Origin of the sequence: Flavobacterium branchiarum, assembly GCF_030409845.1 — a bacterium.
GTDB classification, from domain to species: Bacteria; Bacteroidota; Bacteroidia; order Flavobacteriales; family Flavobacteriaceae; genus Flavobacterium; species Flavobacterium branchiarum.
Window position 1 is genome coordinate 680,998 of sequence record NZ_JAUFQQ010000005.1, and the last position, 12,927, is coordinate 693,924.

A 12,927-nucleotide genomic window follows, 5' to 3' on the forward strand; every position below is an offset into this window, starting at 1 on the left:
CTAGGCTTTTTTTATACCTTTGCCAAATGATAAATCAAGATTCTATAGTAGCATTAGCTACACCTTCGGGAGCTGGAGCGATTGCCATAATCCGAATTTCGGGTAGCGAAGCCATTACTATTGGTAATGGTGTTTTTCGTTCTATTAAAAACAAAGATTTAACTAAGCAAAAAACGCATACTTTACACTTAGGACATATTGTAGATGATTCTAAAACACTAGACGAAGTTTTAGTTTCTGTTTTTAAAGGTCCAAACTCATATACTGGCGAAAATACTATCGAAATTTCTTGTCATGGTTCTACTTATATTCAACAACAAATCATTCAATTATTGCTTCGAAAAGGCTGTAGAATGGCTGACCCTGGTGAATTTACACTCCGTGCTTTCTTAAACGGAAAACTTGACTTATCGCAAGCTGAAGCTGTAGCCGATTTAATCTCATCTGATAATGAGGCTTCCCACCAAATTGCCATGCAACAAATGCGCGGTGGTTTTAGTAACGAAATTGCTAAACTACGTGAAGAATTACTAAATTTCGCTTCGCTTATCGAACTCGAATTGGACTTTGCTGAAGAAGATGTTGAATTTGCCGACAGAACTCAGTTTCATGAATTATTGAATCGTATTGAATTTGTATTAAAACGTTTAATCGATTCTTTTGCTGTTGGAAATGTAATCAAAAACGGAATTCCAGTAGCCATTGTTGGAGAACCAAATGTTGGAAAATCTACGTTACTAAATGCTTTATTAAACGAAGAACGCGCTATCGTATCTGAAATTGCTGGAACTACGCGTGATACTATCGAAGACGAATTGGTTATTGGCGGAATCGGTTTTAGATTTATAGATACTGCTGGTATTCGCGAAACTGTTGATTACGTTGAGAGCATTGGAATCAAGAAAACTTTCGAAAAAATAGAACAAGCTCAGGTTGTCGTTTATTTGTTTGATGGTTTAAAGTTTCAAGTATCTGGTACCGAATTCATCACTGAAATTGAACAAATCAAAAATAAATACCCGTTAAAACCTTTATTGATTGTAGTTAATAAAAGAGATATATTATCTGAAGATGAAGTTTCAAATATTACAAATCAGCTTGAAAATTTAAATGCCAAACTCCTATTGATTTCTGCAAAACAGAAAATTGGGGTTGAAGATTTAAAGAATGAATTATTATCTTTTGTAAATACGGGTGCTTTACGAAATAATGAAACTATTGTAACCAATACAAGACATTACGACTCTTTACTAAAAGCACTAGACGAAATACAAAAAGTCAAATACGGACTAGAAACTAATCTTTCGAGTGATTTAATGGCGCTCGATATTCGTGAGGCTTTATACCAATTCGGGTTGATTACAGGGCAGGTTTCTAATGATGAATTATTAGGTAATATCTTCGCTAATTTCTGCATCGGAAAATAACATATTATAACTACCTGTTTTTATTAGTAGTTGTTACAAAAATTAAGTAAAGAAATAACAAAAACAGATGTAGTTATCTGTTTTTGTTATTTAAACATTTCTCTGAGTTCGCTTTTGAATCGGTATTCTATAAGTCCCAGATTTTTAACTCTTTCCTCAATTGCAGTTTTCATTTCTCCATAATTCCTATGATAGAATTCTGAAATTGATCCGATTCTTTTTCCTTGTTGAATTATAAAAATGTATTCATAAGGACCACTTTTACTTGGTTGAATTGATAAATTGAACCCTTCCAAATTCTTCAATTCAAAAATTTTCTGTTTTCCTAACCCAAAATATTCTCTAACAATAACCTTATCGTTTAGAATTTCTATTTTATGAGCTCTTGTCCTAAATTCAGTAAGCCAAAGATAAATTGCTACTATCAAAAAAAACATAGGTCCAAGAATATCAGGTTTAGAAGAACTTAAAGTTAGAAAGAATATTCCAAATGCTGACATTGTCACAATAAAGCAAATAATAATTGGAAGAAAAGCAAATTTTGTTTTAATATTCATTTGGTGAATTTAGGTGTTGTACGCTTTATTTTAGTGAAATTGATGCCAATATTCTACACTTGTAAATTTAAGTGAATAAAGATCAGTGTTTTTTCTATTGTAACCAAGATTAAGAGCAAATAACTCAAATATTATAATAAAAATATTTGATACAAATCTAAGCAGAGAAGATTAGAACTATATCCCATTACAAATCTCACTTTTCTCAATTATAACGTATCGTATAGGCTGTTCTTTTATATACTTTCTGATTATTAAAGCAACTCTTTTTCGGACTCTTTTATAAATATTTTCTTTACCGCCTACTTGTTAGTTCAACCTATACCCCATCTAAGAAATGAAGCTTAATTTAAAAATATACTGTATAAATAATTAGTATAATTTATATTTTCTACAGTAATAAATTAATAAAGATATTTCCTATATTCGCTTGAAATAAATGCTAAGTTATGACATAAAGCCAGTTAAAAATGGTGTTACTTGAGTAATTGTATAGCCCTAATAAATAAGTTAGCGATAATAATTCAAAAAAAAAAAACGAAAAATGGACGACAATAGAAAAGAAGAATTTCTAATCTGCTCAAATTGTTTTAAAGATGAAGGACTTAAAATTGACGCAAAACAAATTGGAATCGAAAATGATGAACCTTGTAAAAAATGTAAATCTGAAGAAGGCGCTAAACTAACTAAAGATTTAACCAGAGATTTATGTTATCGTTTTTTCGTTAGAGGGACTATTGAAAAATGTGAATATGGTGGCTTTCCACTGATTGAGATGAATGAACAACATTATAACCGGTCAGATATTGATGTTTCGCCTTGGTTGATTGATGATGTTAAAGTAATTGAAAAAGCAGGAGAAATAGGCTTGTTTTACTATGGCCCTAGATTTTGGATGTTTGGGGAAATTGAACCGCTAAAATCACTCCAAAATAAAGAGGAAAGAGATGAAATAATTGAAACAATATTAAATAAATATCCCGTAAAATATTTAAACCCTGATAAGTATTTTTATAGATTAAGAAAAGACCCTAAAGTACCACACAATTTTTCTGAATACGACACACCACCAGAACAATTTATTGGTGATGGTCGGTTTGATATTCCTAATTTTCCAATTTTATATGGCTCTCAAGATTTAGAAATTTGTATTCACGAATGTAGAACAACAGTTGAAGATAATATTTTTGTGGGTAAGTTAAAGCCAAAACAAAATTTAAAACTTTTAGACTTAACTGAACATATTGAAGAAGAAAATGTAACTGAATTTGAAAGTTTAGATATGGCAATACATTTCTTGTTTTTAGCTGGAAAGCATTCTTATGAAATTTGTAGAAATATAGCTAAACAAGCTCATAAAAAAGGTTTTGATGGAATTATTTATCCTTCATATTTTAGTTATTTGAGAACAGGGACAATTCCATTTGATACAGTTTATGGCATTTCTATTCGCAGAATTCCACAATATAGAAATTATGTTGCTTCTCAAATTATACCGAATTTAGCATTATTCGGTCGACCTATAGAAGAGAATAAAGTAGAAGTAGAATGTGTAAACAAAGTTTTAATTAATAAAGTAATTTACGAAACTTCATTTGGACCAGCTTATCATAAAGCATTTAGTGAAGAAGAAAATATTAACGTATAAAATTACTACGGCTAACACTTGCTACAATAGATTTGGGCAATTGGCTTAATTTAAAAATGGTTTTGTATTTGGGAAGTTTTGACAAATCCGAAAACAAGGCTTAATTTAACCACAAACCTCTTGTAGCAAGGGAACCTTATGCGACATTTTTGAGAATCAGTTTACAATAGAAAACACTTTATAAATGGAAAATTTCAAAGCATTATTTGACTTAACAAAATTACCTGCAAAATTCTTCTTTTTATTTGCAGTCTTATCAGGTTTTATTTTGTTTGCCGACCAAACTTTACTAAAAAGAATTCATTTAGAAAAAATGAATGAAAACTATGGATGGATTATCGGATTAGTCTTTATATCAACATCGGGATTGATGGTTGTTAATCTAACAATTTGGATGTTCAATAAAATTACCTATAAGATAAAATTTTTTAAACTAAAAAAGGAATATATTGACAGTTTAAGAAACTTAGATTATCATGAAAAATCTGTTTTAAGAGAGTTTTTAATCAATCAAAAAACTTCACTTGATGTCCCAATTGACGATCCGACAATTTCTGGTTTAATCAGAAAGAAAATCTTATTCATAAATAAACAATTTGGGAATGCTTTCATACTAAACGGAATGGATGCCTCGGTTTCCCTAAGTAAATTTGTAGACAAAAATTTGAAGGCTAGCGATATTGATATATCAGATAATCCAACAGAAGAAGAAATTAACTTTATAAAATCAAATAGACCATCTTGGAGCGAAAAACGATCTTGGCATTATTAAAACGTCGCACAACACACGTTTGGCGCAATTGCGAATTTTGTGGTGAGTTGACGTTAACGTTTCGCAAGAAATATTATCTTAGTGGAAAATAATCAGTTCCGTAGTTGGCAACTGACGCCAAGCGCGGGAACGTTAGCGGTAACCCTACCAAAACAGACAGAAACAAGATAATGAATAAAAAACAAGCAATAAAATATTCACTACTTAATACCATACTAATTTTAGTTGGTGCTTTTATTCTTTATAAAGTTTGGTGGACAAATGATGGCGCAAAATTTTTAGGTCTAATTGGATATTTTTTAATTGGTTTTGGTTCTCTTCTTTTAAGCATTTCATTGACAAGAATTTTTATTTCTACTAAAACGGACTTTGATTTCACAACGCTTTCAAACAAAATTAAATATGACATTCTAAAAGAAACAATTGGTTCTTCTAAAGTAAAAGTTATAAATACAATTTACTGTTCATTAACTGTAATTATATTTGGAGGAACAGCGTATTACTTGGTAACATCTCTAAACAAGTATGAGAAAGACCAACTGAAAAATTTTGGTCAAATACAAAAAGTGAGAATTAATGATATTCATTACAAAGGCAAAGGAACTCCATACGCTTTTTTTGATTTTTATTTGAATGGCAAAAAATTAACCAACAACTTAAATCCCAAAAATTATAGTGTTGGAGACAGTGCTACTATAATTTTTTCAACTCATAACACTGACATTGTAAAATGGGCAGACGATTTTGACCCAAATGGCGAATAAACTAATAAACAGAAAAAAGTATTACCGCCAACTTTAGTTTCACAAGATTTGGGTTATGATTATTTTGGTTTTTTTAAAATTAAATAAGTAACGAATTATTTTTACTATCATCAATTACGTTTTCTTTATCAAACAACTACATCTTTACCTTGCTAAGCTCCTACAAACAAAGAGAAGTTAAATATTGCATCGGATAAAATAAATCTATTCACATGATAATAAAAACTTTAACCTCATAATACGGTGAAAAAACAACTTAATCACCGCGTTTTTTGCGGAGAATAATTACTATATTTACCGCATAAACTAAAAACAAATGGCAATCTATATCCATCAACTTAAAAATTGGCCTAATTTAGAGTGGAATGAGCAAGAATTTATTTCGTTATTAAGCGATGTTAGAAACTTGCAAGGTAAGCTCATGGGAAAAGTGGAGTTGCTTGGTTTTGAGTTAAAAGACGAAGCCAACTTAGAAACTCTTATACAAGATGTATTACAAACATCAGAAATAGAAGGCGAAATATTAAATCCCGAACTGGTTCGTTCTTCAATAGCAACAAGACTTGGACTAGAATATTCAGGCTTAGAACACTCAGATAGACACGTTGATGGAATCGTAGAATTAATGTTAGATGCCACACAAAATGACAACAAAACATTAACAAATGAGCGTTTGTTTGGTTGGCATGCAGCACTATTCCCAACGGGAAGAAGCGGTATGCATAAAATTGAAGTAGCCAATTGGCGTTCAGGTGCTATGCAAGTAGTTTCAGGTGGTATGGGGCGCGAAATTATACATTATGAAGCTCCAAAAGCAGAACAGCTAGCGTCGGAAATGAAAGATTTCATACATTGGTACAATAACGACCTAAATCTAGAATCATTGCTTAAAGCTGCTGTTGCTCATCTTTGGTTTATAACCATACACCCATTTGATGATGGTAATGGAAGAATAGCCAGAGCAATAACAGATATGCAACTTTCGAAATCTGATGGTGTAAATCAAAGGTTTTACAGTATGTCAACGGAGATAAACAAACAGAAGAAAAGTTACTACACAATTTTAGAACGAACTCAGAGAGGTGATTTAGATATTACCGAATGGATCATTTGGTTTTTAGAGTGCTTAAAAAACAGCATCCTTCACTCTAATACAATAGTTGATAAAGTAGTTAAAAAACATCACTTTTGGATTAACAATGTAGGCAAAATAAGTAATGAGCGTCAGCAAAAAATGCTAAATCTATTAATGGATAATTTTGAAGGGAATTTAAATACTAGCAAATGGGCTAAAATAGCTAAAACTTCTCCAGACACAGCTCTTAGAGATATAACAGATTTAGTCAATAAAGGCATTTTGATTAAAGCAGATTCTGGTGGAAGAAGTACGCATTATATTTTGAAAGATAAATTTTAAATAATAAAAAAAACTACAATTTGAAATATCTAAATCAACTCTAAAATGAATAGAAATTGAAAAACAATACTAAACTTTTAGCATCAAAAGAACACTTAGCAAAAGGTTTATCAGATGCAAAAACAGATATGATTAAATGGCTTTTTGGGTTATTTTTTGCGCTAGCATTAATGATTATAGGGTTATAATTTAAGTAACTATATTTTAAATCCTACTATGGTAGGATTTTTTGTTGTCTAATTTTTAAAGCAACTCTTTTTCAGACTTTTTTATAAATATTTGGTTTTCCATTTCCTCCTTGATTCTACCTATATCCCATCTAAAAAAATGCAGTTTAATTTAAAAATATAGTATATAAATAATTAGTATAATTTATATTAACAACAGTAATAAATTGATAAAGATATTTTCTATATTCGTCTAAAAGAAATACTAACTTATAGCATAAAGCCATTTAAAAATGGTGTTACTTGAGTCATTGTATAGCTCTAATAAATAAGTTAGGCGATATTATGCCGAAATGACAGTAAAACCAACACCCAAAAATTAATTAAAATGAATGAATACGACAAATCCTTTCAAAATTTATTAGAGTTCGAGAAATCATATGATGAATTTAAAAAAATGGATTTATCAGAAACAGACACAAGAAGTAAGATTCTTGATAAAATGTTAATTGATGTACTTGGTTGGACTGAATATGATATTGAAAGAGAAGGTTGGATTAGGGTTGGTTATTTTGATTATGAAATTAATACATCCTCTTTTCAATACGTAATTGAAGCAAAAAAGAATTTTGTAGAATTTAAACTTCCAGAAAAAGGAAATGAAGTAAATATCAAATCAATTTACGCAGGAAATAAAGAAGTTATAGACCAAATTCGCTCATATGTTGTAGAAAGAAGTTTAAGTTTTGGTGTTATTACAAATGGCACACAATTCATTGTTGGTCAATTTGCGAACACATTAGGAATAGATTGGAAAAATCAAAAATGTATTTTCTTTAAAGATTTAGATGATATAAAAAGAAATTTTGATAAATTTTATGATTTACTACATAGACAATCTATTTGTAGATATGGAAAAATTAAAATAAATAAAACATCAAATATTGGTAAAACAATTGTCAAAGATTTTCCTTTAAAAAGGAAAAAAGTTGAATTAGTAAGGAATCAAATTAGTAAACAATTAGTTCCTATTATTAATCAAGTTTTTGTGGAAATTTATAATACAGAATCTTTAGAAGGAAAAAAAATTCTAACTAAATGCTATGTTCAAAATAAAGATGTTAAAAAATACAATTCAGAATTAGGCTATATCTTTTCAGATGAGCCTCCAACTTTTGATAGTAGAATTGTTCCTGTTCAAAATACAGAAAACACGCAGAATCAAATTAAAGAACAAATTTTCAATGATGTTGGTTTTTTACCTGACCCAATTATTTTGATTGGCACTGCTGGAGCAGGAAAGACTACTTTTATAAAATATTTTACAGAAGTTTTACTGAACAATAAAAATAAATCAAATCGTCCGTTTATTTATATAGATTTTAGACTTTTTACAAGTCAAATAGTTAGAGATACCAAATTTATTTATAATTCAATAATTGAACAAATTGAAAACGAATATCCTGAATTAAATCTTACAAAATATAATATACTCAAAATTATATATAAGAATGAAATTGATAAAAAAAAACAAGGAACTTGGTCATATTTACTTAACGACGAAGATAAACTAAATGAAGCCATTTCAAAACTAATAGATGAAAACCAAAGTGATTCTCTAAAACATTTAATGAAAATTTCTGAATACCTTTTACATACTTGTAGAAAAAGAATGTGTATTGTATTCGATAATGCTGACCAACTTGATGATGCCGACCAAAAAGAAGTTTTTTTATTAGGTAATAGTATAAACAGAAGTTTAAAATCCATTGTAATAATATCATTAAGAGAAGGTTATTTTTATAAATGGAAAAACAAACCCCCTTTCAATGCTTATCAATCGATAGTTTATCACATTACGGCTCCGCCGTATAGCGATGTTATTGAGAAAAGAATTAAGTATGTAATGACACAATTTAATTTTCAAGAGTTAAGTTTGAGAGCAGAAAACAAATTGGTAACTTTTCAAAATGGTAGTTTAGAACATTTATTCAAAAATCTATATGAAACTCTTTTTAATTCTAAAAATTCTGATGTAATGGAATTTTTAGAAGAAACATCATATCCAAATACCAGATTAGGATTAGAAATTTTTAAAAGTTTTTTATTATCAGGTCACTCAAAAATTACAGAATATATGTCTTTTGCATACGGTATAGGAGAAGGAATTCCAATTTGGGAATTTTTCAAATCTATCGCCTTAGATTCTAATTTCTATTACGAAACAAATAAAAGTAAAATAGTAAATTTATTTTATCCAAGTAAGTCTAATCGAAATCATTTTACAAAAATTAGAATTTTAAATTTATTGCATTTAAAACTAAAAAATTCTTCTAAACGAAAAGAATATTTTTTAATTTCTGAAATAACAAATGAATTTATAAAAGCTGGTTATACTATTGACATCATTGAAGAAGAATTACAAGAATTATTTGATTATAAGCTTATTTCCACATCTGAATATTCAGAAGATATTGAAGAGGAAACAACAATTGACTTAAATTCAATGATTTCAATAACATCAACTGGCGTTTATTACCTCAAATCTCTAATTGGAAGGTTTCATTATATAGATTTGATACTTCAAGATACACCAATATATGATGATGACTTTTATAATGATTTAGCAAAAGTATTTCCAGATTCTGAAGAAAATGGGAATCGAAATTTAAGTCAAAGAAAATTATCAGTAGAAAAATTTGTAGATTATTTATCTTCACAAGAATTAAATGATAAGAAGTTTTTAGCGAATTTTGAAGACAAAGAAATAATGTTTAATGTTTCTGGAAAAATATTCAATTCATTAAAAAAAGATATTGAAAAAATTCAGAAAGTAATTGTCAGAGAAAAATAACAACGCCTAACACTTGCTAAAAGTGATTTGGGCATTAGGCTGAATTTAAAAATGGTCTTGTATTTGGGAAGTTTAGGCAAATCCGAAAATAAGGCTTAATTTAATCCCAAACCTCTTCTAGCAAGGGAACGTTAGCGGTCAGTTGACAGCAGAACGGGATAAAAAACAATGAAATACGATGAAAATAGTAAGAAAAATAAAATCTTGGTGGGATAAATTTATATGTCCTAAATGTGGAGAAGTTGCGAAGTTTTGTAAATGTCCAGGTGGGTGCTAATATAAAATTTAATTAATAACAAATGAAAAAAGATAGAATAATTAAATTAACTGAAATTTTATTAAAAGTAGATCTAGGGTGGGCATTTTTTAATCCTCCTACAAGGTATAAAGTTGGAGAAATTGAAATTTTTGTGGATGTAAAAAAAATTAGCAGTTTTTCTAGAATCAACCCAAAAAACGAAGAAGTAGGTTTTTTTAATAGTATTAGCTACCCTGAAAATCCAATAAATATAAATTTAGAACCTATCACTTATTTAGAAATAGTAGGAGGGAGAAATATTTATGTCAAAGAAACTCCAGAAACTATAAAAAGATTAATGGAGGAAAACTAAAAAAGATTAACCCTAATTAATTTTAATTTTGTATGTATTTTCATTTCTTGTAATTTAGAATTGTACTAAAAAATCTATATATAAAGTTATCAATTAAATTAATGAAAAGAAAAATAGATTTAAAAATTGGAATATAAATACAGATTAAATACACAACCGAACCGCTAACACTTGCTACAAGAGATTTGGGCATTTGGCTTAATTTAAAAATGGTCTTGTATTTGGGATGTTTAGGCAAATCCGAAAGATTAGTCATTTTTAATCCCCAAACCTCTTGTAGCAAGGGAACGTTAGTGGCAAGCATCGCGCGACACTCAAAAAAAACTAACACAATTTTAATTAATGGTTGAAAACTACACAGAAGAAGTTCTAAAGGCAAGACAAATTTCACAGCAAGCGATTGAAAAAGAATATCCTAATGTTTTGGAACTATTAAAATTAATGGATGAATATATCGTATCATTAATAAACCGTTTTGAAAGTGTAAGTGGAATGGGAGAAATTGACAATTACAAATTAGCTTTGATTGTCTCATTCATTAGAACGCAATTAATTATTAGTGAACATATTCTCAATAGTGAGTTAATTGAAGTTACTATTTTAGAAAGAAAACAAATAGAATTGATTGCGAGATTATCCGAAATCGATAAGAAGACTAACAACAAAGAAGGTCTACATAAATTAAAAGGTAAAACACCAAATATTGGAAATGGAAATGTAAGTGAGAACTTAAAAAACATGTATGGAATGTTTTCTGAAATAGCTCATTCTTCAAAAACAGAACCATTTGCATTGATAGCGGAAAATACAGATAATGACACAATTGGATATAGCGTTTTACCTGAATATAATTCAACAAATACAATTGTTGCTTTAGGTAATCATATTCAGCTATTTTTTGATTTCGTCATTTATATGTTTAGTTTTCAAGAAGCATTTATTCCAAGTTACACCAATGATGATGATGATATGGAATTAATAAACAATCTGATAGAAAAAGGTAAACTCGCAAAACTTTCAGTATTTGATAGGTTTAAATAAAACAAATTAGGAAAAGATAAATGCCAGCCACTAACAGGCGTTTGGCAAGATTGCGAATTTTATAGTAAATTCACGTTTACATTTCGCAAGAAATTTTATCTTTAACAGAAAATAATCGGTTCCGAACTTCGCAACCTCGCCAAGCGCCTGAACGTTATACAGCATATTTGCGAAATGAAAAACCTCGGTAGAAAAAATCAGATTATGGATAAATATAACTTTAACAACAAGAAATTTGCATTAATTGAAAACTCTGAAAGTGGACAAGTAAATTCTGAAACTGTTTTTGAATATAACCAAAATGGAAATCTTGTAACTGCCGATTATTTTGGAGGAACTATAAAATATGGGAAGATTATTGCTGAGCTGAAAGACGATGAACTAAATATGCTTTATCAATGTTTGACAACAGATAATTTATTGAAAGCGGGAAAAGCAATAGCTAAAATTTCTTTGAACGAAAATGGAAAACTAAAACTGAGTTTAAATTGGGAATGGCTAACAAACAGAAACGAAAAAGGCCAATCTGAATACATTGAAATTAACTAACCGAATAAGCACAAATTGAAAGTACAAAAAAGTTTGTGAAATATACACTTTGAGCCGAACTTAATCGATTAGATAATGGACAAACTTTGTGGTTAAAAAAACGCCGTATAACACTTGCTACAATAGATTTGGGCAATTGGCTTAATTTGAAAATGGTTTTATACTTGGGAGGATTGGGCAAATCCGAAAATAAGGCTTAATTTAATCCCAAACCCTCTGTAGTAGCGGGACGTTACTGGCTAGTTATGAGAAAATCGGAATTCCGACAAAACAAAAACACTGTGAAAACTCAACATTAAAGTTAGTGATTGATATATTTGGGAAATTAGTTTTGAATAAAAAAATATCCATATTCAATATGAAAAAAAATATTATAATGTTATTCTTAATAATGAATATTGCAGTGATATATTCCCAATCACCTGTAGAAGATGATCATCTTCTTGTAAAAGCTTTTTATGGAGAAAAAGTAATTGTAAATAAAACAGTAGTATCGTATACAGTCACAGGTAAAACAACTTATTCTAATATCAATATTCCATTCAATATTTTTATTACTTCAAATGACCTATCGGGCACTATAAGGATTAATTCTAAAAAATTACGTGAAGATATTATGTTGAGATTTAAATGTATCCATAAAAAAATGACATATCTTGGTCTTAGGTATAGTTTTTATGATGATTATGATGAAGTAGCCTCATATACAATTCCCAAAGACGGAAGTCATCAAGAATTGTACATATCGTTTAAAGATGGTAGTTCCTATCTTTTTACAATTTCAAAGTATGACCAATTGTAATTTTTTTTCATACTTTTCAGTACAATACTTAAAAACGTTTCGCTACAAATCTAAAACTAAAATTCGAAACCGAAAATTTGGATTATCAAAGGGATTGAAATTCTGAAGTGTTAAATTCAGAACTTGATTTTTTTTTGCGCAATATTTATAAAACGAAAAGTAGATAATTGAAAATAAAACCTCGAATTAAGAGCAGAAAAGCCGAAATATGAAAGTTGGATTAAGCCAACAGAAGCGTGAAAAATTTACGGTTTAATTGTAATTTCGACAAAATAACCAGCCAGTATCACACGCTACAAGAAATTTGGGCATTTTACT

At 29.1% G+C, this 12,927-nt stretch carries 12 protein-coding genes; 11 read left to right on the forward strand and 1 reads right to left on the reverse strand.

The window, feature by feature from the left end; translation table 11 throughout:
* Positions 1-26: 26 nt before the first annotated feature.
* Positions 27-1,427, forward strand: coding sequence for a tRNA uridine-5-carboxymethylaminomethyl(34) synthesis GTPase MnmE (mnmE, locus tag QWY99_RS14885; protein WP_290266388.1), 1,401 nt, complete (start codon positions 27-29; stop codon positions 1,425-1,427).
* Between the two features lie 86 nt (positions 1,428-1,513).
* On the opposite strand, the gene QWY99_RS14890 is transcribed toward mnmE, so the two are convergent.
* Positions 1,514-1,984 carry a hypothetical protein gene (locus QWY99_RS14890; RefSeq protein ID WP_290266389.1) on the reverse strand — a complete coding sequence of 157 codons (471 nt, stop codon included), beginning with the start codon at positions 1,982-1,984 and terminating at the stop codon, positions 1,514-1,516.
* 544 nt (positions 1,985-2,528) lie between these two features.
* Between QWY99_RS14890 and QWY99_RS14895 the strand changes: the two genes are divergently transcribed.
* The 10 genes from QWY99_RS14895 (at position 2,529) to QWY99_RS14940 (ending at position 12,609) form a co-directional block, all read left to right on the forward strand.
* Positions 2,529-3,632 carry an RES family NAD+ phosphorylase gene (locus QWY99_RS14895; protein WP_290266390.1) on the forward strand — a complete coding sequence of 368 codons (1,104 nt, stop codon included), beginning with the start codon at positions 2,529-2,531 and terminating at the stop codon, positions 3,630-3,632.
* A 184-nt stretch (positions 3,633-3,816) separates the two neighbouring features.
* Positions 3,817-4,404: a super-infection exclusion protein B gene (locus tag QWY99_RS14900; protein ID WP_290266391.1), complete on the forward strand. Its 588-nt coding sequence runs from the start codon at positions 3,817-3,819 to the stop codon at positions 4,402-4,404.
* A gap of 170 nt (positions 4,405-4,574) precedes the next feature.
* Positions 4,575-5,168: a hypothetical protein gene (locus QWY99_RS14905; RefSeq protein WP_290266392.1), complete on the forward strand. Its 594-nt coding sequence runs from the start codon at positions 4,575-4,577 to the stop codon at positions 5,166-5,168.
* A 316-nt stretch (positions 5,169-5,484) separates the two neighbouring features.
* A complete protein-coding gene (locus QWY99_RS14910) occupies positions 5,485-6,585 on the forward strand; it encodes a Fic family protein (protein WP_290266393.1) in 1,101 nt (366 codons plus the stop codon).
* 56 nt (positions 6,586-6,641) lie between these two features.
* Entirely contained in the window at positions 6,642-6,773 is a 132-nt protein-coding gene (locus QWY99_RS14915) for a hypothetical protein (RefSeq protein ID WP_290266394.1), read from the forward strand.
* 367 nt (positions 6,774-7,140) lie between these two features.
* Positions 7,141-9,606: an ATP-binding protein gene (locus tag QWY99_RS14920; RefSeq protein ID WP_290266395.1), complete on the forward strand. Its 2,466-nt coding sequence runs from the start codon at positions 7,141-7,143 to the stop codon at positions 9,604-9,606.
* A 299-nt stretch (positions 9,607-9,905) separates the two neighbouring features.
* Positions 9,906-10,217, forward strand: coding sequence for a hypothetical protein (locus QWY99_RS14925; protein WP_290266396.1), 312 nt, complete (start codon positions 9,906-9,908; stop codon positions 10,215-10,217).
* A 342-nt stretch (positions 10,218-10,559) separates the two neighbouring features.
* Positions 10,560-11,258, forward strand: a complete 699-nt coding sequence (locus QWY99_RS14930) for a hypothetical protein (protein ID WP_290266398.1) — start codon at positions 10,560-10,562, stop codon at positions 11,256-11,258.
* Positions 11,259-11,462: 204 nt separating this feature from the next.
* Positions 11,463-11,807: an avidin-fold protein gene (locus QWY99_RS14935; protein ID WP_290266399.1), complete on the forward strand. Its 345-nt coding sequence runs from the start codon at positions 11,463-11,465 to the stop codon at positions 11,805-11,807.
* A 358-nt stretch (positions 11,808-12,165) separates the two neighbouring features.
* Complete coding sequence (locus tag QWY99_RS14940) at positions 12,166-12,609, forward strand: hypothetical protein (protein ID WP_290266400.1); 444 nt, start codon at positions 12,166-12,168, stop codon at positions 12,607-12,609.
* Positions 12,610-12,927 lie beyond the last annotated feature (318 nt).

Excerpts from the sequence above, each read along its gene's own strand:
- mnmE (WP_290266388.1), top strand. The coding sequence starts at position 27 with ATGATAAATCAAGATTCTATAGTAGCATTAGCTACACCTTCGGGAGCT.
- QWY99_RS14890 (WP_290266389.1), bottom strand. The coding sequence starts at position 1,984 with ATGAATATTAAAACAAAATTTGCTTTTCTTCCAATTATTATTTGCTTT.
- QWY99_RS14895 (WP_290266390.1), top strand. The coding sequence starts at position 2,529 with ATGGACGACAATAGAAAAGAAGAATTTCTAATCTGCTCAAATTGTTTT.
- QWY99_RS14900 (WP_290266391.1), top strand. The coding sequence starts at position 3,817 with ATGGAAAATTTCAAAGCATTATTTGACTTAACAAAATTACCTGCAAAA.
- QWY99_RS14905 (WP_290266392.1), top strand. The coding sequence starts at position 4,575 with ATGAATAAAAAACAAGCAATAAAATATTCACTACTTAATACCATACTA.
- QWY99_RS14910 (WP_290266393.1), top strand. The coding sequence starts at position 5,485 with ATGGCAATCTATATCCATCAACTTAAAAATTGGCCTAATTTAGAGTGG.
- QWY99_RS14920 (WP_290266395.1), top strand. The coding sequence starts at position 7,141 with ATGAATGAATACGACAAATCCTTTCAAAATTTATTAGAGTTCGAGAAA.
- QWY99_RS14925 (WP_290266396.1), top strand. The coding sequence starts at position 9,906 with ATGAAAAAAGATAGAATAATTAAATTAACTGAAATTTTATTAAAAGTA.
- QWY99_RS14930 (WP_290266398.1), top strand. The coding sequence starts at position 10,560 with ATGGTTGAAAACTACACAGAAGAAGTTCTAAAGGCAAGACAAATTTCA.
- QWY99_RS14935 (WP_290266399.1), top strand. The coding sequence starts at position 11,463 with ATGGATAAATATAACTTTAACAACAAGAAATTTGCATTAATTGAAAAC.
- QWY99_RS14940 (WP_290266400.1), top strand. The coding sequence starts at position 12,166 with ATGAAAAAAAATATTATAATGTTATTCTTAATAATGAATATTGCAGTG.